This is a genomic window from Bacillus sp. FDAARGOS_235 (assembly GCF_002073415.2).
In the GTDB taxonomy this organism is placed as follows: Bacteria; Bacillota; Bacilli; order Bacillales; family Bacillaceae_G; genus Bacillus_A; species Bacillus_A toyonensis.
Map to the genome: position 1 here is coordinate 4,610,677 of NZ_CP020437.2, position 16,283 is coordinate 4,626,959.

The following is a 16,283-nucleotide window of genomic DNA, read 5'->3' on the forward strand; positions in this document are numbered from 1 at the left end:
CTTATAATTGTAAAATGGCCAGATTACGCATCTAACCACTTCACGGGATAACCCGAAACTTCATATTTTATTTCATCATCTACTGTATAGATTTTTGTAACGATAGGTATCTTTGTCATTTCTTCTTGTTTAACGATGGATTTCTTTCGTTTTTCTCGTTCAGCGTTTAAATCAATAATCAAAATGTCTCACCTCCTTTTAGTAAGGCTTATAAAATTCTAACAGTTCAATTGGAATATTATTTTTGTATGCTATACATGCTTTTGTATCACCAGGTTGAATGGTCTTTTTATCAATTAACAAAAGCGCAGCAAACGTATTTGCTTCTATCTCTAATTTATCAACTGAAAAGAATGTATTCTTACGCAGAAAAGGTGTGTTTGCATGAGTGTGTAGGATTGCATGTCCTAACTCATGCGCACAAACAGTTCTTTGCATGGATGGAGACAAATGACTATTAATAACAATGAAACGATTTCTTTTTTCATATTTATAAAATCCGTTTATTTCTTCATGTAATTCCCAAGTTAGTACATTTATTTTTAAACAATCTGCAAGTTCATAGGGGTTATTCGTGTTGTATTTTGTGCAAAGTTGTTGGACTAGATCTCTTATGACGAATTTCAATGTTTTCCCTCCTAAGCTCGCATCAGTTATCGTCGGTATTACGATATTTCTTAGGAACGTATTTTTTATTGATTACTTTAGTTTGTTTCACGATGTATTCCATTGCATCTAATAAAGATTCTACGGCTTCTTCACTCATAGGCTCACCGGAGAACATTAGGCCATCCTGATTTTGAAGATCCTTTTTTATTTCATCCATTCGTTTGGCGATATCTAATTCATCCTTTTCGGATAAAGGAGGTATTGGTTTTGGAGTAGTCTCATTATTCTTCTCAACATAACCAGCAGCTTCCATAAGTTCTTCGTAGTGTACTTGAAGAGCTTCTGCAAGTTTTTTTATTGTCTCAGGTTTCGGAATTCCTCGCTTTCCATTTTCAATACGAGATATTTGAGAGGAGCTAACATCCGAGTAAAGGGCAAGTTGATTAACTGTTAATCCTTTGTTTACCCGTAGCTCCTTTAATTTTTCACCAAAAGTATTATTCATAGCTATCCCTCCAATGTAATTTAAAGTATATTGCCTTTTGGCTATTGCCACAAGGTAATAAATTTATTTGTTACATAAAAAGCGTTGCTTTTTGGCAACACTGGTGTTGATATTGCCATAAGGCAACTGAGAGGTGATAAAAATGAGAATTGCTTTGAAGAAAGATTCGGTCCTAAAAGAGATGGAATTAAGAGGCTGGTCAAACTACGATTTAGCAAAGCGTATGGAGGTTTCACCCCCAACGGTTTATCGAGTATTTAATGGGGATAGGCAACCTGGAAATAGCTTTATAGCCCAACTTTTAAAGGCTTTTAATAGTGAGGATTTTTGCAAGTTTTTTATTTTTGTTGATGTATTGCCAAAAGGTAATAGAGAGAAGGTTTATCATGAATCAATTATCAGTAGTGAATGAAATGGTGCATAATACTTTAGTTTTTGAAAATGATGGGCAGGTAGTAACTGATAGTTTGACAATCGCTAAAATGTTTGAGAAAGAACATAAACATGTTGTACGTGATATTGAAGTACAGCTAGAGAAATTAAAAGAAGCAGGAGAGCTAACCTGGGGTGAGTCCAACTTTGGGCAGACCCATTACCAACATCCTCAAAACAAACAATGGTATAAAAAATACCTATTAACAGAAGATGCATTTGCAATTGTTGCAATGTCCTATGTGACTCTAGAGGCAATGAAAATGAAAGTAGAGTTTTTACGAGAGTTTAAAAGAATGAAAGAACACATTGAAAAAAGGATGCGAATTCCTGGGGATACATTTGGACAAATCGAGTTGATAGCAGCAGGAACTAGTAACTTAAATAAAAGAGTTTCTTCATTAGAGCAGGTAGTTGAAAAGCAATTAACTGTAGATTACGGACAACAAAGAGTAATTGAAAAAACGAAAGCTAAACGGATTTATTTTTTATGGGAGAACGGTCATGTAGATAGACAAGTACATGATTCTACTCGCAAGCTATTCGGATTATTAGGACGTAATTTGAAAGATGCATTCAATGTGAATAGTTACCGCGATATTTTGAAGAAGGATTTCGAGGAAGCTTTGAATTTTGTAAATGGCTGGAGGCCAATGATTTGAAAGATTTTAGAAAACGCAAAATTGCGTTCTCAGTAATTCTTCATGGAAAATGATTGCATTTTATAAACAGTTGGAGACCAATGTTTTAAAAATAAGGAGGGAATAATTATGTTCAATGTTCAAATAGACGAAAATGTTGTGAAGGAATTATGTGTGGAAGAAATTCAAAAGAAGGTTAAAGAGTACGATGCTGAGTTAGCATTTTGGGATACTAAGGAACTTAAAAAACGTGTATGTATGTCGTGGAATACAATTCAGGATCAGTTCTTCTTTGACCCAAGGTTCCCAAAATTCAAAGTGGGTAAGAAATGGTATTTCCCAGCAAAACAAGTACAAGCATTTTTAGTTGAATGGGCAGAGGAAAGGATGGATTAATGATGTTTACAATTGATTACAACAATGTAAAAGTATCAGATTATCTTAGACTACTAGCTCATTATAAATTACCAAATAAAAAGCAGCGTCGATTAATTGAGAATAGGTTTGTATGTTTAAATGCTCTTTTTAAAAAGGCAGGTGAATCTAGTGGGGATTGAAAATTTGGTGCTACCCGAGGATGCTGAGTTAGCGAAATCATTACGTAATAAGAAGGAGAACTACATAAAGAATCAATTTTTGTTAACTCGTATTGCAAGTAAGAAAAATGTGGAGGGTAAAACAAAAGAATTCTATGAGACTTGTAAAGAGTATGAGGTATGTGGAGAAAAGGCCAAAGAGTGTGATAAGCAATTAAAGGAATTGATATTTAAAAAGAAAGAAAATAATAGAGTTCAGCATGTTGTAGAGCGTATGCGAGAGGTTGGCATTAAAGAGGATGTTATTCAAAAGGTTTTATGTAAATAAAAAGAAACCCACGGCAATGGGTTCCATTTAAAAACAAATCTGAAGTCAGTATATCACATGGGGTGAATACGTGGAAGAGCCAATAGAAAATCAATTACTACAAAAGCAGGTTGAAAAGGCTGTAAGTAGCTTGAAACTTATATCCGCACAGGAAGCAGATACTTGTAGAAAGTTAGATATAGATTATGTGATTACCATATTAACTAATAAACCGTATGGCAGTATGCCATTCTAGGAGGCTATAAAAATATGTTAGGAGGCAAAAACAATGAAAGAAAATAATGTAGTCGGTAAAAAGTTTGGAAAGTTGATCGCTATTAAAGAATTTAAGGGAGGACATTCGAAACCAAGAACTATCCTTTGCAGATGTGAATGTGGAAATGAAAAGGTTGTTTGTAAAAGTTGTTTGATCCTTAGAAAAACCCGAAGTTGTGGATGTCTTCGGAAATATAATTCAGTAAAACACAATCTCAGATATACAAGGATTTATACCATTTGGGCCTCTATGGTTCAAAGATGTACAGATGAAAATGCTTCTAATTATAACAGATACGGTGGTAGAGGCATCTCTGTGTGCAATAGATGGAAAGAATTCCTTAACTTTTATGAGGATATGAAAGATGGCTATTCTGATTCACTTTCTATAGATAGAATTGACAACAATTTAGGGTATTCCAAAGAGAATTGTAGATGGGCTACGCCTCAAGAACAGGCGTTAAACAGAAGGAGCAATCGTCTTGTAGAAATAAATGGAGAAAAATTGCCGATAACAAAGGCATGTGAAATTCTAGGAATACCTTATGCAACTGTTCGAACAAGGCTGTATAGAGGTTGGTCAATAGAACGAGCACTATCTAAAGCTGAAAAGAACGAAGCGAAAGAAAAGCAACAGTAAGCACAATAGGTGGGTGACTGAAATGAAAACGGTAGTAAGAGATGGATCAATGCCACTAGCTTTGAATAGAAATCTAGGAACTCGATATTTGCGTGATAAAAGGTTATCTGAATTACTTAAGCGCTGTCGTCGTTTAGAGAATGAAGGGTTTGATTATTTATTTCCTATTCGAAAGGTGTTAGAAACAATTAAACATAGAAATGATGAAAATCCTCATCTGTTTAAAGGTTGCCTTGTGATGGATCGTGACCGTGGATTCTACTATGAAGTTGTTATGGGGAAGGTGAAGAGATGAGTAATTTATTAATTCATGAAGAACCATTACTTGTTCTTCCAGGACTGGCAAGCAGAATTGGTTTAAATGAGGCAATATTTCTACAACAAATACATTATTGGCTAAATAGATCTAAGCATTTTTATGATGAAAGAAACTGGGTATATAACAGTGTGGCAGAATGGGTTAAACAATTTCCATTTTGGAGTGAGAATACCATTAGACGTATTGTAAAGAATTTAGAAGATGAACAGCTTCTTGTTATAGGTAACTATAATCGAGCTAAGTTTGATAAGACGAAATGGTATTCCATTAATTATGAAAAACTCCGTTTGTTAGAATCCGCAAACGATGTACCCAACTTGGGTAGACGGTCTACCCAAAATGGGCAAATGGATGTACCCAATTTGGGTAAACCAATACCAGAGACTAACACAGAGACTACATCAGAGATTAAAGAATATATAGTCGAGATAGTAAACTATCTCAACGACGTGTGTGGTAGTAGTTACCGTTTAACATCTAAGAAAACACAAATATTGATTAAAACTAGATTAGTAGAAGGATTCATTGTGGATGACTTTAAAACTGTGATTGATACAAAGGCTAGAGAATGGCTAAGGACGGAACAAGCAAAGTATCTAAGACCAGAAACATTATTTGGTACAAAGTTTGAAGGCTATTTACAACAAGGAAAGGTGGAAGGAAAACATGGCTCTAATAAAGGTAACAGATATAGCAAAGACCCTTTCGAAGAAGATGATCTTCCTTTCTGATACATGTGAGGTTTGTAAAAAAGAACGTAAACGTACTGTTAGATACATGAAGATAAATGATGAAGTAGTTTGTCCAGTATGTAAGTTGGCAGAAGACAATCAAAAGTTAGAAGCTGAAATGAATGTATTTCGAGATGAGAAGGAACAGAGAAAACGTAAAAGTATGTTTTACGATAAGAGCTTGATTAAAGATGAAACAATTAAACTTGCTAGATTCTCAACTTTTAAATCTGATTGTGAAGAAGATGAAAAGAATTACACTTTAGCAAAACAAGCACTTGAAGATTATTTAAATGATGTGAGGTTTAATTTAATTCTAGTTGGAAAAGTGGGTGCTGGTAAAAGTCATCTTGCCTATTCAATTGCTCATGAAATGAATGAGAATAGCGCAGGAACTGTTCTTTATGTTTCTGTATCAGAACTGTTTGACTATATACGTTCTACGTTCAATGGGCAATCTGAGCAATCTGAGCATAGCATTGTTAATTTACTAATTAATGCAGATTTATTAGTGATTGATGACTTAGGTGCGGAACTAGGTGATATGGATGCTGCTGATCCGAAGGCAACTGCATTTGTGAATCGTGTACTGTTTAAAGTCTTTGATGGAAGACAGGGAAAGAAAACAATCATTACAACAAACTTAACAGGTGAAGCTGTTATAAAAGCTTACGATGAGCGTATTACATCTCGTATGTTCAACACATACAGGCATATTGAGTTTAAGTTTACAAGAGATAAGCGGAAAAGAAAGTTACCTTTTTAAAGGGAGACGAACTAATATGACCATTACTGTAATTCGTCCTGATGTCCATATTTCAAGCGTTAGTAGTTGGGGAATGGTATTTACACCATCTCCGACAAACAACGCTGAATGGACATGTGAAGACTATAAAAATACAACGGGAAAACGGATTGAAGAAATGTTAAAGAAAGCGAAGGAGAAAGAATGAAAACATATACAGGATTTGAAGCGATTGAAAGAATGAAAACAAATTGGATTAAAGAAAAGAATGATTATTTTGCACACACATTAAAAAAAGGGAAACATGAGGTTTTAGGAATTAGTAGTCAGCGTATTGTACCATCTGCAATCGGTATGAATTTCTTTTTTGAAAACGAGTTTGTAGATTATGAAAAGCCATTGAATTTAGAGTACGGTGAAATGTTTGTAATGGAAAGTTTAAATGGGAAATGGTATGGGGTCTTAAGAGAGGAGACTAAGGACAAATATTACTTAATTATGGGATTAAAAGTTGGTGAGTATCGTTTCTATGAAGATGGATGCTCCTTTAAAAAATATCAGGGACGTACATTCCGAAAGGCAACAGATGAAGAGTTAGAAGAATTTGAGCGCTTCATGGTGTTTTATAAGAAGGATCGTAAAATGGACGAGTTTATATTAGGTGATATTTGTGAACGTGAAGATGTCCTATATAAAGTGGTTGTTCAGACTGAGGATAACAAATTTGAGGGTGTTTTAGGTTGTGTAGCAATTAATGAAAAAGATACTCCAGTAAAATACTTTCCTGCTAAAAGTATGGAATTACAATTTTGTGTCGAGGACATGGTGGGGTAGTTTTGCATCAACACATCATAGATCAACTGATTGATAGAGGTATTTATAAATCCAAGGACGGGCTTCGAGATTTGTTCGAATGCTCGTTTGAGGAGTTAGTGGAAATGTTGGAGGGAGAAGAGTGAGCTTTAAAAAGGAAATGGCGATCATTTTAGTCAGCTGGATTTTAATCAGTGTGACTATATTCTTACTAAAATACAAACTTGGAGTGAACTTATAATGATTCAGTTACACACAATTACATCTGAAGAGAAGAAACAAAACTTTGATATTACGGAACTATTTGAAATGCAAAAAGAACTGGATAAACGAATTGGATATAAAGGAAATGACAAAATGGATATGTTGTTTCGTGCATTACTGGTGGAAATCAGTGAAGCATGGAACGAAACTCGAGCATTTAAGATGTGGAGTACAGGATTTGGAGTTCCAAAGAATGGACTATTAGAAGAGTTAATCGATGGTCTCCATTTTCTTATGAATATAGTAATTGAATTAGATAAATGTACATGGAGACATGAACTTATTCCATCATTCAGTATGCAATCGATTATGAGAAAAGATACAAGTAATGTAAATATGCTGTTCGAATGGTACATGCAAGATGTGTTGACTGCAAAAAGGGCATGGTGTCAGTACAGAGATTTAACCACAACGATGGGGCATTTGAGAAGAGCGTTTGGCATTTTCTTTCGTATTTGCTATTTGTATGGATTTACTTATGAGGACGTCATTGATTCGTATAAGGAGAAGAATGCGGAAAACTTTGAGAGACAGGATAACGGATATTAATCAAATTTGAATTTTATTAAGAAATGGAGAGATTTAAATGATTGAAACAATAATAGTGAAGTGGTATTGCAAACATTGCGATTCTTTTAACCGTACAGAGGTGCGTGCAAAAGGGAACGTTAACGATGAACATTATCATGGTTTTTGTGAAAAATGTAATGAACAACATTATGTAGTTATGTCAGTTCAATTAGAAGCAATGTAGCCTGTAGAGGAAGAAAACTAAATAAAAGCGTTATTTTAAATAAAAAAGCAACTATTAATAGCTGCTCTGTAATTATTAAAGTACGTGGAGATTTTCGATTTTGATAGATAAGTTTGAATGATTATCTTCATAAATATTGCATTGAAGAGTTAAGTCGCTTAGTTCATTATCAAAAAACAAATCAAAATCAAGATGGTAGGTAAGTTTCAGGTTTTTGATTTTGATTGGTTTATCTTTTTCGAAGAGATGTATAGTTTCATCCCAATTATGATAAGCATTATCTGGTGGAAGAGTCATAGTGCCTGGGTAAAAGTTTATTTCTTCTAGAATATCTTGTTCTGTTAATTCAGGCTCTATTTGGCCATTAGCCGATAGTATAGAAAGATTACCGTCAACTAAGTTTTTCACGATTGGTTTTAGTAATGTAATAATGATTTCTTTTATTTCGTTATGATTCAAAGCAGTAACCTCGTTTCTTAAAGTATTTAGTTCATTATACATTGAATGGATAAATGATAAATCAAAATGGAATAAAATAGTTATTTGAACAATAAAAAAGCCCTAGCAGGGGGGCTAGGGCGGGGGATGGGATATTAAGAATCATTGATTCAATTAATAACGAATGACTTCTTCGAATGAGTTTAGTTTAACATACAAACTTGTGTATATGTTTTACAAAATTATGAACAAAGGGGAATGGAAAATGAAAATATCAACAATTGTATTTAGAACAAAATCCTTATTTGAGAGAAAAAGAATTATTTCAAATGTTGTAGTTGCGATTCAGCCATTCCCGCACCAATAATAGCACCAATAATTAGTGCGCAAGCAATTAAAATACCTAAAATTATTAAAATAGCAAAAGTGATTTTTTTCGCTGTATCTCCTTTCGGAGCAAGAATAGCTAAAACAATTGAGATAGATAGTATAAAAATACCAGTTAAAGAACCAAAGTGTACATATCTAGAAAATGAACCGAAAAATAAGAATGCAGTTAAAAACATTGAAATGAAACCAAAGTATTTTCTCATTGTTTTAGCCTTTCTTGAAAAAATGAATTATACAGATTATACCATAATCAAAGTGAATTGAAGTTGAATTTCAACAAAAACGCTATTTTAAAACAAAGGGGAATAGGAAATGAAAATGTTAGATCTGTGTTCGGGAATAGCAGGAATAAGCATGGCAGCGGATTGGGCTGGAATTGAAACAGCAGCCTTTTGCGAAATAGAAGGGTTCAATCAAAGTGTACTTAGAAAGAACTATCCTAACATTCCTATTTTCCCGGATTTATATAAACTTACGAAACAATCATTAATAGATGGAGGTGTTGACGTTGATTCAATTGGAGTTATTTCAGCAGGATATCCCTGTCAGGGGGAAAGTCTTGTTGGAAAGCGAAGAGGTGCAAAAGACGAAAGGTGGTTATGGCCAGAAGTTTTCCGACTCATTAAAGAAATCAGACCCACTTGGTTTGTTGGAGAAAATGTTGCTGGACACGTCACAATGGGCTTGGACACCGTGCTCTCCGATTTGGAAGAAGAAAACTACTCGACAAGGACGTTTGTATTTCCGGCTGTCAGTGTCGGCGCACCACATCAAAGATACCGGACATTTATTGTTGGCCACTCCAACGACAAGTCAAAATTACAAACCGATCCGAGAGTTGTGCCCTTCAGAAACAAATGGGAAACACGGGAAAACACTACCGGGATCAATCGGGGAGCACTTTCCAGAACATATTGGGAAGAAAATAAACCCACAGTTTGTGGAATGGATGATGGGGCTGCCACAAGATTGGACGAAGATAGATTGAGGTTCTTGGGCAATGCAGTGGTCCCGCAACAGATCTATCCTATATTTGAGGCAATAGCAAAGATTGAAGGTTTATTATAAAAATTTCACTTTATAGAAAAAGAGCAGCTAGCAAAAGCTAACTGCTCGACTCCAGGGGAATTGGAGACTGGTGTATCTGTATTATTGACGTAATATTGAGTTTTATTCAGGGGTAGAGGAAGTATTTACTACTTAAATTACATCAACTTCTTTGTTAATAAATATGTAAAGCCTATGAGAATCAAAAAATTGAACGAAATCAAAAAGATACTTTTTTGAGGCTTTTTAAACTCTTTTATCAAAGCAGCAAATGCACCAACCACTGCAATGATATAAATAATGATTCTTAATGTATCGGGCATATTTAACACTCCTATTAATTACTAAATTGTATTATACAGGAATTCATTTAGATATTAAGGAGTAACAACAAGATTTAAGGAAGATTTAAACAAAATAATCCTTTTAAAGAAATGGAGATTTATAGATGGGGAAAAGTCAAAGAGATAAAGGAATGAGACGTGAAAGAGAATTTGCTAGTTTAATAGGCGGTGCTCGTGTACCGCTCTCTGGTGCAATAGACGGGTACTCAAATGACGTGAAGGGTTTAGGTCTTGAATGGGAAGTGAAAGCGAGAAAAGAAGGATTCAAGACGTTATATAACTGGTTGGAGGATGAACGTGAACAGCCAGATGCATTAGCAATAAAAGCGGATAGAAAACCGTGGTTGGTAGTTATGCCGTTGGATACATTTTTGAAAATGGTGAAGGAGTGAGAGTATGTTGGATATTGCCCTACCTGTTCTTAACAAAGAGCAGACAAAGAAGAATGTGCTTCAAGCTTTGAAAAAGTATCACTTATTATTATCGAGTATAGATGAAAGAGATATAGAGCGTGTACAAGATGGAAAGGTGATTGGCATGAGTGAAACAGTTTTAGCAAGAATCAACTATATTCAAGAAATAAGAAAAGGTGTGGAGAAGCTAGATGAGTGGGATAAGCAACTTATTGAGTTAGCTTATCTAGGGAAAGAGAAGCCTAGTTGGATAAAGATGTGTAGGATATTGAATATGTCTCAGCCGGATTATTATAGGAAGAGGAATAAGGCTTTGTGTGAGCTGGCTTATAAGTTAGGAATTGAGGTGGAAAAATAGCAAATTATTTATATAAATTAATTATTAATAGAATGAAGTTTGTTTGTAAATTAAAATCAGTATCACTAAATGAAGTAGAAAAGTAGTGTTAAAAGTATCGTAGGTCTTAATTTTAAATTAAGTTGAATAAATCACTTGTTTACTCAGGTGATTTATTCAACAACGATGTTATTAATATTTATTTCTGTTAGATAGTAGATGCTACTTGTGCTGCAGTAACATTCTGAGGTTTTAAAGATTCTAAAAAGTCAATAGCTTCTTTTCGTATTTCACTATACACACCATTAATTTCACCTAAATCAACACACTTATTAAGATTAGCTATTGCAATCTCTGTATCTTTTTTATGAAGCAAAAGAAACATGGCATGTTCAAATAGAAAATGCTGTTTTAATCCAATATATTTATGTTGTGATGTATCGAAATTCTCCTCTTTTTCTAGGAATTCAAGCCCTTCTTTGTAATAATTCAATCCAGTTTGAAGAGCCACATCAGGGGAGATATTTTTGTTTCTAAAGAACCATAATCCTCGTGTAGCCGCAATATATGCTTGACATGATTTATCTAATTTATCTAATTTATTTAGTTCGTCTAATATAAAAGTAGCAAATTCAAAATTTTGATGTTCAATACTTAAAGAAGCAATTTCATGTATTTTTGAATCAAGTACATCAAAAGTAGTGTTTTGTAATTTTGCTAAAAGAGTAGTCAATGATGTTTGTAATAATTTATTGAAATCTTGATTGTTTTTAAAGAATAGGACCTTATATAGAAATGTTAAGTAGAGTTCCCATCGAAAGAAGTTTATTGCGGATGGTATGAGGTCATATGTTTTTTCAAGATTTTCAATTGATAAACTTAAAAGCTTTTGATTCTCTAAACTGAATTCTTCTGAATTTTGTAGTATATCTTTTAGTCCGGCTGAGAAATACAGATCTGATAGATCTTTTTTAATTTGTACCTTACCTGGGAACTTAGAATCTAGTTTATTTAATCTCTCTAGAGCGATTAATAAATCGTTACCTTTATTGCGATGACTAAAAGCGTTTATTACTTGATATTCAAATTCGAAATTATCTTCATCATTTTTTTCATTTGCGAGTTGTATGACTTCATCAAAAAGTCCAGCCATAAAATAATGTTGAGCCATCAATGTATAATCGCTCTCGATTGTCTCAATCGCTTTTTCTACTACATTTTTAGTAAGAATATGAAGGTTGTTAGATTCATTTAAATCATTATTTTTGGATAAATCATTTCTAATGGAAGGTACTTTATATTCTGCCAGTGTATCAAGTGTTTCTGATAAATATGTAAATGGTTTTTGGACAAAAGCAGGTGGGAAGCACTTTAATTGTTGAGCTACACTTACAAAGAAATCATCAGAATTAAAACCTTTTGTGAAAAATGCATATTTTCCATCTAATAAAAGGTTTTCCTTTAACATTGTAGAAGGTTCATAATCTTCATAACCTATCCAAAAAAGACGATGTTCAAAAACTTCTTTTCTCGCTAATAATTTAAATATAGGATCGTTATTTCCGCTATAGCCAACAACAATCCATAAACTTTTTCGGTCAAGTTGCTCAAATATAGGTTTTAATACTTGGGATTGAGCTTCTACTTCTTTTTCTGTATTACATAAAATAAAGCCTGTATGTTGTCCGTGTAAATGAATTACAGATTTATCGAATAATAAATCTGTTCTAAACTCAGAGGAGGTAGTTAAGTCATAAATTGCTGGGAACTCACCTACTAAGGAACAAGCACGTTGAACTAAATTATCAAAATTAGGTGTCAAAATACGATTTATGTATCCGTTTTTTAGTAGTTGTGCAATAGCTATATGTGTCCAATTAATTTTGGCATCTTTAATAATTTGAGAAATTAAATTTTTTCGTTCAGAAGGTGTAAGTTTAGACATGCAGTTAGGGTAATCTTTAATTTTGGCACGTTTAAACTCACGGGGATACTTTTCTTTAATAGTATCTATCATTCCTTGAGCTGCAGGAATATTGGCTGTTACAGAACATCCGGCACCAATTAATAAATTTACATTAATATTCTCTTCTTTAGCCATTTTTAGAGCCGAAACAATATCTTCTAAATCGCGATATATGTCAGTATTCTCTTCTGTTAAACTCTCATTATTCACAATGTTCACCTCTTTAGTATTATATACAAATAATAACAAATATTTTAGAGAGAGTCTTTAAATTTCTATGCTGTATCACTATTTATCTAAAAAGATTTCCGTTTAAAAAAAAGATAAAAAGTTGATAAAAAATATAATATTTATCCTTGTATCATTGAAACTGTAATAAGAACTGCCACGGAAATGATACTGTATGTCGTTTCTTGATTTCTTTAAACGTCTCGGGCTAGGGCAATTAATTATAGTTTACTCACGAATAAACGTAAGTAAGGGTCCGACCAACGGGGGAGAGGGTTACACCTCTCTTTGAGCCGAGGATGTTCCTTCCGAATGTCCAATTGCTAATCATACTTTCCTCGGTTCAAAGAGGCGTGGGGCACCTCAACACTTGATTTCTCTCTTGAACTTTACCAAACTAATTAGAAGCATCAGCTACACTTACAGATTTGTGTCTATGAGGAACGGTTTTCCGTTTCTCTGACTGTATAAGTGGGATTCACTTGTGTAGTGAGAGAAGCGTAGAAATTAAATATGAAAGTAATAAAAGAACACTGTTATGTAGAGAAGTACAGTCTATATACGTTGTTCTTTTTTGTTTATAAGGAGGGGATAGGTTATGCAGGATTTGATTAAGCAATATAACATGACTTTAAGACAATTGAGCGAGGCGCAAAAGGATGCTAAAGAGGAAGATATAAAGATTCTCACTGATATGATTAGCGACATTTCTTACTCCTTAGAATGGATGAAAAAGGCGAGAAGACCGGGAACTCGTAGAGGGGTTGAAAGGTTAGCTGCTTATCAGAGAGAAAGAGCGTGTGATCCGTTACTGATGCAAAGGTATTTCCGTAGCATGGAGGATAATTTATATGAGTGGGATAATCATCAGCAAGAACATGCAATTGGTGAATGGGATAAGATTAGGTTGGAAGATGCATTATCATTGTTAACAGAACGGGAGAAAGAAGTGTATTTAATGTCTAGAGGATATTGTTTAACATATAGAGAGATTGCTAGATACTTAGATGTTACATGTAGTACGGTACAATCTATGATAGAACGTGCTGAAAAGAAAATAGCAAGACAGGTAAATGAGAGCCTCTTCTGCAATTGCGGATGAGGTTTTTTAATATTGTAAAAAATTATCAATTATATATAATTAATAATAGATAAATTTGAGAATATTTCAAAGAGATACCGATGAAAACAACTTGTTACAATAATTTCAAAAGTATGAGAAATAGGGTTTAGTGAAATTAAGAAATGTTTATGATTAAAAGATATTTTAATCATAAACACCAATAATCTTCTATATATTAATATAATGTATAGAAGATTGGTTATAATCTTTTACATTTGTTAGTTTTGAAATAATTAAACTAAAAACAGTGAGTTATACGGACAATTGTAAATTGTGTCTAGTAAATTATTAAGGGGAAAAGTTTATGATTCGAATATATAAGAATGGTGCAATAAACTGGCTATCTAATGAATTATCAGCTCTAGGATTACAGTACATACTAAATGAGAAAGGTGAGTTAGAAAAATTAATATCGGAGTGTTTTAATGGGAAATGTTCCTATTGTGAAAATTCGATGGAACGTATAGATATACAAATTGATTATTATAGACCAATAAATGGTGCGCTAAATACTATGGATGGAATTTTTCATGAGGAACTTTATAACTGGTTGGAAAATGATATCGATAATCTATTTTCTATTTGTGTAGAGTGTAATCGTGCCAAAAGTAATCGATTTCCAGTAGAAGGTGAGATGGCTTCTTTTAATGCAAGTCAGAAAGAATTAACTAAAGAAAAGAGGTTATTACTAAATCCTTATAGAGACTATCCAGAGAAGCATTTTAGTTATAGTAGTGATGGAAGCATATACCCACGAACAAAAAAAGGACATATTTCAATAGAGATATTAAACTTAAATCGAGATTCATTGAGGAAAGCTAGAAGAGAAGAGGCTGAACAATTTGTTGAAATGTGTAATTTTTATATAGAGAGCAGTGGTATGTTACGTAGGCATGGTGAGGGCATGGGAAGAATTATTAAAGAAATAAATCAAGAATCAATATTTGCTGGTTTAAAAAGGCATATTCTTTCTGAATTAATTTTAAATGGAAGTATGAAGTATACTGAAGAATTAGATGAATATTTAAAGGGAATTATGACGAAAAGTGAGTTGCATTATTTCGTTGCCGCAAATAAAGATAACTTTATCGAATCAACGAAACGAAAGTATTATGATACGGAAAAAAAAATAAACCTTTATAATGTGACAGATGATAATGATATATCTAAATATTTTAGTGTGCAACGATTTATTGAAAAAATTGAGATTAGTAATTTTAAAATTATTAAAGATTTAAAACTTGATTTGACTTTAAGTAAAAGTAAAGATGCACCGTGGTTAATGCTCCTTGGTGAGAATGGTATAGGTAAAAGTTCAATTTTACAAGCCATTGCACTGGCGTTGATGGGGAAAAAAGAAAGAGATAAACTATTATGGAAAATTAATAAAAGTCCTAATGAATATTTACGACATAATGCATCTGAGGGGTATATTAAAGTATATTTATCGGGGATGATGGAACCAATTAGTCTACACTTTAATAAATATTCGAGAGAATTTAGGGGGGAGAACCATCAAGAACCGAGGATTTTATTATTAGGTTATGGATCTACACGTTTACTCCCACGGGATAGCATGGAAGAAGGTATGAACATTACTTGGGCAAGAACAGGTAATCTTTTTAATCCATTTATACCATTAGTACATGTAGAGGAGTATTTGCTGTCTTTAAGTGATGAGGACTTTTTTAATGTAAGGCGAGCTATAGAATCAGTTATTTTAGAAGATGTGAGAGTTGTTAGGAATAAATCTAAAAGGTTATTACTTTTTAGATTACCAAATTCAACTGTTGAATTAGAAGAATTAAGTGATGGATATCAAACTGTTATTGCACTTGCTACTGATATAATGATGGTCATGAAAAATCGATGGCGCAGTTTTGATGCGGAGGGAATAGTTTTAATTGATGAGATAGATGCCCATTTACATCCTAGATGGAATATTGAAATTGTATCTAGATTGAAGAAAGCTTTTCCGAAAATCCAATTTATCGCAACATCGCATAATCCATTATCACTTCGTGGACTTATTGATGGAGAAATTGCCGTGTTATTAGAAGATGAGGATAAAAATCCGTATATTACTCAAAAACTCCCTTCGCAAAAAGGGTTTAATGTGGAAGTGCTATTAACATCTAAATTTTTTGGGCTGTATGATACGATGCCGGAGTTAAATGAATTATTTGATAGATATTATTTACTTTTATCAAATCCCGAACCTAATTCAGAAGAGAAACAAGAGATAAGGTATTTGAAAAATAAATTAGAAAAATATGATAAAACAGGCACGACGATTAGGGAACAAAAGTTTTATGAAGTAGTAGATGAATACTTGGCAAAATCTCGAGATAGAAATTCCAATTATAATGAACAGGACTTTAAAAAGATGATTAAAGAAACTATAGAATATTTTGAAGGGTAAGGG

At 33.3% G+C, this 16,283-nt stretch carries 27 protein-coding genes; 21 read left to right on the plus strand and 6 right to left on the minus strand.

Annotated features, from left to right (window positions below; all coding sequences use genetic code 11):
• Positions 1-23 precede the first annotated feature (23 nt).
• From A6J74_RS30115 to A6J74_RS26145, 3 genes are read right to left on the minus strand one after another with little or no spacing between them, the layout of a single operon-like run.
• A complete protein-coding gene (locus A6J74_RS30115; RefSeq protein WP_080609638.1) occupies positions 24-182 on the minus strand; it encodes a hypothetical protein in 159 nt (52 codons plus the stop codon).
• A gap of 16 nt (positions 183-198) precedes the next feature.
• Positions 199-627, minus strand: a complete 429-nt coding sequence (locus A6J74_RS26140) for an ImmA/IrrE family metallo-endopeptidase (RefSeq protein WP_080609640.1) — start codon at positions 625-627, stop codon at positions 199-201.
• A gap of 22 nt (positions 628-649) precedes the next feature.
• Positions 650-1,114 carry a helix-turn-helix domain-containing protein gene (locus A6J74_RS26145; RefSeq protein WP_016126352.1) on the minus strand — a complete coding sequence of 155 codons (465 nt, stop codon included), beginning with the start codon at positions 1,112-1,114 and terminating at the stop codon, positions 650-652.
• A gap of 142 nt (positions 1,115-1,256) precedes the next feature.
• Between A6J74_RS26145 and A6J74_RS26150 the strand changes: the two genes are divergently transcribed.
• The 15 genes from A6J74_RS26150 (at position 1,257) to A6J74_RS30135 (ending at position 7,572) form a co-directional block, all read left to right on the plus strand.
• Positions 1,257-1,526, plus strand: coding sequence for a helix-turn-helix domain-containing protein (locus A6J74_RS26150; protein ID WP_098155543.1), 270 nt, complete (start codon positions 1,257-1,259; stop codon positions 1,524-1,526).
• Positions 1,501-2,208, plus strand: coding sequence for a Rha family transcriptional regulator (locus A6J74_RS26155; protein WP_080609642.1), 708 nt, complete (start codon positions 1,501-1,503; stop codon positions 2,206-2,208). The genes A6J74_RS26150 and A6J74_RS26155 overlap by 26 nt, the downstream gene beginning before the upstream one ends.
• A 108-nt stretch (positions 2,209-2,316) precedes the next feature.
• The gene (locus tag A6J74_RS26160; protein WP_000483547.1) at positions 2,317-2,583 is read left to right on the plus strand and encodes a hypothetical protein; all 267 of its coding nucleotides are present in this window, start codon (positions 2,317-2,319) and stop codon (positions 2,581-2,583) included.
• Positions 2,584-2,585: 2 nt separating this feature from the next.
• Positions 2,586-2,744 (plus strand): hypothetical protein, encoded by a 159-nt coding sequence (locus A6J74_RS30120; protein WP_176542664.1) that lies wholly within the window; start codon positions 2,586-2,588, stop codon positions 2,742-2,744.
• Positions 2,734-3,051, plus strand: a complete 318-nt coding sequence (locus A6J74_RS26170) for a hypothetical protein (protein ID WP_141545853.1) — start codon at positions 2,734-2,736, stop codon at positions 3,049-3,051. Before A6J74_RS30120 ends, A6J74_RS26170 begins: the two co-directional genes overlap by 11 nt.
• 70 nt (positions 3,052-3,121) lie before the next feature.
• Entirely contained in the window at positions 3,122-3,286 is a 165-nt protein-coding gene (locus A6J74_RS30125) for a hypothetical protein (RefSeq protein ID WP_176543022.1), read from the plus strand.
• Between the two features lie 33 nt (positions 3,287-3,319).
• Positions 3,320-3,946 carry a hypothetical protein gene (locus A6J74_RS26175; protein ID WP_080609647.1) on the plus strand — a complete coding sequence of 209 codons (627 nt, stop codon included), beginning with the start codon at positions 3,320-3,322 and terminating at the stop codon, positions 3,944-3,946.
• Between the two features lie 22 nt (positions 3,947-3,968).
• A complete protein-coding gene (locus A6J74_RS26180) occupies positions 3,969-4,241 on the plus strand; it encodes a hypothetical protein (protein WP_080609648.1) in 273 nt (90 codons plus the stop codon).
• Positions 4,238-4,996, plus strand: a complete 759-nt coding sequence (locus A6J74_RS26185; RefSeq protein ID WP_080609650.1) for a conserved phage C-terminal domain-containing protein — start codon at positions 4,238-4,240, stop codon at positions 4,994-4,996. Before A6J74_RS26180 ends, A6J74_RS26185 begins: the two co-directional genes overlap by 4 nt.
• Positions 4,932-5,762, plus strand: a complete 831-nt coding sequence (locus tag A6J74_RS26190) for an ATP-binding protein (RefSeq protein ID WP_080609652.1) — start codon at positions 4,932-4,934, stop codon at positions 5,760-5,762. Before A6J74_RS26185 ends, A6J74_RS26190 begins: the two co-directional genes overlap by 65 nt.
• Positions 5,763-5,778: 16 nt before the next feature.
• Positions 5,779-5,949 (plus strand): hypothetical protein, encoded by a 171-nt coding sequence (locus A6J74_RS30130; protein WP_080609654.1) that lies wholly within the window; start codon positions 5,779-5,781, stop codon positions 5,947-5,949.
• Entirely contained in the window at positions 5,946-6,575 is a 630-nt protein-coding gene (locus A6J74_RS26200; protein ID WP_098155541.1) for a hypothetical protein, read from the plus strand. Before A6J74_RS30130 ends, A6J74_RS26200 begins: the two co-directional genes overlap by 4 nt.
• A 2-nt stretch (positions 6,576-6,577) precedes the next feature.
• Positions 6,578-6,700 carry a Fur-regulated basic protein FbpA gene (gene fbpA / locus A6J74_RS26205; RefSeq protein ID WP_000553935.1) on the plus strand — a complete coding sequence of 41 codons (123 nt, stop codon included), beginning with the start codon at positions 6,578-6,580 and terminating at the stop codon, positions 6,698-6,700.
• Positions 6,701-6,794: 94 nt separating this feature from the next.
• Entirely contained in the window at positions 6,795-7,367 is a 573-nt protein-coding gene (locus A6J74_RS26210) for a dUTP diphosphatase (protein ID WP_078206683.1), read from the plus strand.
• Positions 7,368-7,404: 37 nt separating this feature from the next.
• Positions 7,405-7,572: a hypothetical protein gene (locus A6J74_RS30135; protein ID WP_176543021.1), complete on the plus strand. Its 168-nt coding sequence runs from the start codon at positions 7,405-7,407 to the stop codon at positions 7,570-7,572.
• A 75-nt stretch (positions 7,573-7,647) separates the two neighbouring features.
• Here the strand turns inward: A6J74_RS30135 and A6J74_RS26215 are convergent, their stop codons facing one another.
• Positions 7,648-8,031 (minus strand): DUF7668 domain-containing protein, encoded by a 384-nt coding sequence (locus tag A6J74_RS26215; protein ID WP_080609656.1) that lies wholly within the window; start codon positions 8,029-8,031, stop codon positions 7,648-7,650.
• Positions 8,032-8,388: 357 nt separating this feature from the next.
• On the opposite strand from A6J74_RS26215, the gene A6J74_RS30520 reads away from it, so the two are divergent.
• Positions 8,389-8,664, plus strand: coding sequence for a hypothetical protein (locus tag A6J74_RS30520; protein ID WP_255263926.1), 276 nt, complete (start codon positions 8,389-8,391; stop codon positions 8,662-8,664).
• Positions 8,665-8,712: 48 nt separating this feature from the next.
• Positions 8,713-9,468, plus strand: coding sequence for a DNA cytosine methyltransferase (locus A6J74_RS26225; protein ID WP_080609660.1), 756 nt, complete (start codon positions 8,713-8,715; stop codon positions 9,466-9,468).
• A gap of 137 nt (positions 9,469-9,605) precedes the next feature.
• Here A6J74_RS26225 and A6J74_RS30140 read toward each other — a convergent pair whose 3' ends face one another.
• Positions 9,606-9,770 (minus strand): hypothetical protein, encoded by a 165-nt coding sequence (locus A6J74_RS30140; RefSeq protein WP_080609662.1) that lies wholly within the window; start codon positions 9,768-9,770, stop codon positions 9,606-9,608.
• A 125-nt stretch (positions 9,771-9,895) separates the two neighbouring features.
• Here A6J74_RS30140 and A6J74_RS26230 point away from each other — a divergent pair, with 125 nt between their 5' ends.
• Positions 9,896-10,183, plus strand: a complete 288-nt coding sequence (locus A6J74_RS26230; RefSeq protein WP_065223348.1) for a hypothetical protein — start codon at positions 9,896-9,898, stop codon at positions 10,181-10,183.
• A 4-nt stretch (positions 10,184-10,187) separates the two neighbouring features.
• Complete coding sequence (locus A6J74_RS26235; RefSeq protein WP_080609664.1) at positions 10,188-10,562, plus strand: ArpU family phage packaging/lysis transcriptional regulator; 375 nt, start codon at positions 10,188-10,190, stop codon at positions 10,560-10,562.
• Between the two features lie 187 nt (positions 10,563-10,749).
• On the opposite strand, the gene A6J74_RS26240 is transcribed toward A6J74_RS26235, so the two are convergent.
• Positions 10,750-12,717: an SIR2 family protein gene (locus A6J74_RS26240; RefSeq protein WP_255410450.1), complete on the minus strand. Its 1,968-nt coding sequence runs from the start codon at positions 12,715-12,717 to the stop codon at positions 10,750-10,752.
• A gap of 616 nt (positions 12,718-13,333) precedes the next feature.
• On the opposite strand from A6J74_RS26240, the gene A6J74_RS26245 reads away from it, so the two are divergent.
• Positions 13,334-13,837 (plus strand): sigma-70 family RNA polymerase sigma factor, encoded by a 504-nt coding sequence (locus tag A6J74_RS26245; protein WP_080609668.1) that lies wholly within the window; start codon positions 13,334-13,336, stop codon positions 13,835-13,837.
• 325 nt (positions 13,838-14,162) lie between these two features.
• The gene (locus A6J74_RS26250) at positions 14,163-16,280 is read left to right on the plus strand and encodes an AAA family ATPase (protein WP_016126332.1); all 2,118 of its coding nucleotides are present in this window, start codon (positions 14,163-14,165) and stop codon (positions 16,278-16,280) included.
• The last annotated feature ends 3 nt before the right edge of the window (positions 16,281-16,283 follow it).

Bases quoted from the DNA above. Each gene is read 5' to 3' on its own strand.
- A6J74_RS26145 (WP_016126352.1), bottom strand. From the start codon at position 1,114: ATGAATAATACTTTTGGTGAAAAATTAAAGGAGCTACGGGTAAACAAA.
- A6J74_RS26150 (WP_098155543.1), top strand. From the start codon at position 1,257: ATGAGAATTGCTTTGAAGAAAGATTCGGTCCTAAAAGAGATGGAATTA.
- A6J74_RS26155 (WP_080609642.1), top strand. From the start codon at position 1,501: ATGAATCAATTATCAGTAGTGAATGAAATGGTGCATAATACTTTAGTT.
- A6J74_RS26160 (WP_000483547.1), top strand. From the start codon at position 2,317: ATGTTCAATGTTCAAATAGACGAAAATGTTGTGAAGGAATTATGTGTG.
- A6J74_RS30120 (WP_176542664.1), top strand. From the start codon at position 2,586: ATGTTTACAATTGATTACAACAATGTAAAAGTATCAGATTATCTTAGA.
- A6J74_RS26175 (WP_080609647.1), top strand. From the start codon at position 3,320: ATGAAAGAAAATAATGTAGTCGGTAAAAAGTTTGGAAAGTTGATCGCT.
- A6J74_RS26180 (WP_080609648.1), top strand. From the start codon at position 3,969: ATGAAAACGGTAGTAAGAGATGGATCAATGCCACTAGCTTTGAATAGA.
- A6J74_RS26185 (WP_080609650.1), top strand. From the start codon at position 4,238: ATGAGTAATTTATTAATTCATGAAGAACCATTACTTGTTCTTCCAGGA.
- A6J74_RS26190 (WP_080609652.1), top strand. From the start codon at position 4,932: ATGGCTCTAATAAAGGTAACAGATATAGCAAAGACCCTTTCGAAGAAG.
- A6J74_RS30130 (WP_080609654.1), top strand. From the start codon at position 5,779: ATGACCATTACTGTAATTCGTCCTGATGTCCATATTTCAAGCGTTAGT.
- A6J74_RS26200 (WP_098155541.1), top strand. From the start codon at position 5,946: ATGAAAACATATACAGGATTTGAAGCGATTGAAAGAATGAAAACAAAT.
- A6J74_RS26210 (WP_078206683.1), top strand. From the start codon at position 6,795: ATGATTCAGTTACACACAATTACATCTGAAGAGAAGAAACAAAACTTT.
- A6J74_RS30135 (WP_176543021.1), top strand. From the start codon at position 7,405: ATGATTGAAACAATAATAGTGAAGTGGTATTGCAAACATTGCGATTCT.
- A6J74_RS26225 (WP_080609660.1), top strand. From the start codon at position 8,713: ATGAAAATGTTAGATCTGTGTTCGGGAATAGCAGGAATAAGCATGGCA.
- A6J74_RS30140 (WP_080609662.1), bottom strand. From the start codon at position 9,770: ATGCCCGATACATTAAGAATCATTATTTATATCATTGCAGTGGTTGGT.
- A6J74_RS26230 (WP_065223348.1), top strand. From the start codon at position 9,896: ATGGGGAAAAGTCAAAGAGATAAAGGAATGAGACGTGAAAGAGAATTT.
- A6J74_RS26235 (WP_080609664.1), top strand. From the start codon at position 10,188: ATGTTGGATATTGCCCTACCTGTTCTTAACAAAGAGCAGACAAAGAAG.
- A6J74_RS26245 (WP_080609668.1), top strand. From the start codon at position 13,334: ATGCAGGATTTGATTAAGCAATATAACATGACTTTAAGACAATTGAGC.
- A6J74_RS26250 (WP_016126332.1), top strand. From the start codon at position 14,163: ATGATTCGAATATATAAGAATGGTGCAATAAACTGGCTATCTAATGAA.